2 protein-coding genes are annotated in these 1,954 nt (G+C 75.5%); one reads left to right on the top strand and one right to left on the bottom strand.

The annotated features are described in order from the left end of the window. Window positions 1-166: 166 nt before the first annotated feature. Window positions 167-790, top strand: a complete 624-nt coding sequence (locus GTW43_RS34925) for a PH domain-containing protein (protein WP_161305987.1) — start codon at window positions 167-169, stop codon at window positions 788-790. A 70-nt stretch (window positions 791-860) separates the two neighbouring features. Here GTW43_RS34925 and GTW43_RS34920 read toward each other — a convergent pair whose 3' ends face one another. Next, entirely contained in the window at window positions 861-1,952 is a 1,092-nt protein-coding gene (locus GTW43_RS34920; protein WP_237536973.1) for a glycosyltransferase family 39 protein, read from the bottom strand. Between the last annotated feature and the right edge of the window lie 2 nt (window positions 1,953-1,954).

The raw sequence follows: 1,954 nt of genomic DNA, 5'->3' as shown, positions 1-1,954 counted from the left end.
GGTCGCGCAGTTCCCCGCGCCCCTGAGATGCGCACTTCGTGCGCCATCTCAGGGCCGGTGGGAACTGCGCGAGAAGCCCCGCCGGGCCGCAGCCGCCCGACGACGAGGCGGAGCTACGGCGGCCCATACGGTCCAGCCCGGCGCGGCGTCAGGCAGAATCAGGGCCATGGAGACCAGCCCCGCCCCCCTCAAGGACCGCGTCCACCGCTCGCCCGCCGGTATCGCGGGCGGCGTCGTGCTGCTGGCGCTGGGCGCCTGGCTCGGCGTCGACGCCGTGGTCCAGGGCGAGGGCCGCACCCCGTGGCTGGCCCTCGCGGGCCTGCTCTGCGTGGTGCCGATCGTCGTGGCGTTCACGCTGCGCCCGGCGGTGTTCGACAACGAGGACCGGCTGCGCGTCCGCAACCCGTTCCGCATGATCACGCTGCCCTGGGCGGCCGTCGCGTCCTTCCGCTCCGGCTACTCGAACGAGGTCGTGGACCAGGAGGGCGTCAAGTACCAGCTCTGGGCCGTCCCCGTCTCCCTGCGCGCCCGCAAGAAGGCGCAGCGCAATCTGGCCCGGGCCGCGGCGATGGGCGAGCCGGGCCGCGGCCCGCTGTCCGGCGGCCCTACCCGGGAGCGCCCGACGCGCGCGGCCGCGGACCAGGTCATCGACGATCTGCGCGAGCGCCAGGAGGCGCGGGCGGGGGAGCCCGGCGCGCAGGGCCCGGCCACGGTCCGCTGGGCCTGGGAGGTGCTCGCCCCGGCCGCCGTGGGCGCGCTGCTGCTGATCGTGCTCGCCGCGACGGGCTGACGGGCCGCACCGGGTCCGCTCACGGCGCCCGGCGCCAGGGCACGCCGGTCACGCGGGTCACGCGCCCGCGTCACGGCGCCCCGGTCCACACCAGCGCCATGTAGCCGCCGCAGTACGCGGCGCCCAGCACGGCCCCGCCCACCGCGAGCACCAGGGAACGCCGCGAGACCCGGGCCAGGAGCACCGCCGGCGGCAGCAGGAGCGGGAACCCGGGCACCAGGAAGCGCACGCGGGGGAAGTACACACCGCCGCTGCCCAGGACGATGGCCAGCAGGGCGCCGGTGAACAGCAGCAGGACCAGCGGCTGCCGGTCGCTCACGGACAGCCCGAACAGGACGACCGCCGCGATCAGCGACACCGTCACCATGACCAGGAAGAGCTCGGGCCGCGTCTGCGCGGTGAGGATCTCGCGGAACTGGCGGAGCGTCTCGGCGCCGCCGTCCACCTCGTTGAACCAGAGCTTCTGCACCGCGAAGTAGCCGTCCCAGCGGCCCAGCCGCAGCCCCACCCAGCCGACGTACCCGAGCCAGCCGAGCGGCGCGAGCAGCGCCCCGCACAGGACGCGCGGGCAGAAGCGCCGGCGCAGCCCCGGCAGGGCGCACAGGGCGATGGCGGCGGCGAGCGCGATCCCGGTCGGCCGGGTCAGGCCGGCCAGCGCGCACAGGGCGCCCGCCCAGATCCAGCGCCCGGTCAGGGCCGCGTACAGGGACCAGGCGACGGCCGCCGTGAACAGCGACTCGGTGTAGCCCATCCACTGCACGAGCCCGACCGGCAGGCAGGCCCACAGGAAGACGAGCAGCACTCCGGTCCGGCGCCCGTGCAGCCGGTTGCCGACCGCGAAGATCCCCCACGCGGCGAGGTACGAGGCGGCGACGGCCAGCGCCAGGCCCACACTGGCCCGCGAACCGGGGGTGACCGCGGCGACGAGCTTGATCAGGACCGGGTACAGCGGGAAGAACGCCAGGTTGTTCGCGTTGACCGCGGTGCCGAGCCGGTCGGCGTAGCCGTGGTCCGCGATCCCCAGATACCAGTTGGAGTCCCACTCCGTGGCGAGCGTCTCCCAGACGCCGTGGCCCTGCCGGTGCACCCAGACACCGAGGACGAGCAGGACGAACAGCCGGACGGCCGTGTACGCGGCGAGGGCCGGGGCGGCGCGGCGCAGGG

The sequence above is a fragment of the Streptomyces sp. SID5785 genome (assembly GCF_009870065.1).
In the GTDB taxonomy this organism is placed as follows: Bacteria; Actinomycetota; Actinomycetes; order Streptomycetales; family Streptomycetaceae; genus Streptomyces.
Note: the sequence above shows the minus strand (reverse complement) of the source record. Positions and strands in the feature narration are given on the sequence as shown.

Bases quoted from the DNA above. Each gene is read 5' to 3' on its own strand.
- GTW43_RS34925 (WP_161305987.1), top strand. From the start codon at position 167: ATGGAGACCAGCCCCGCCCCCCTCAAGGACCGCGTCCACCGCTCGCCC.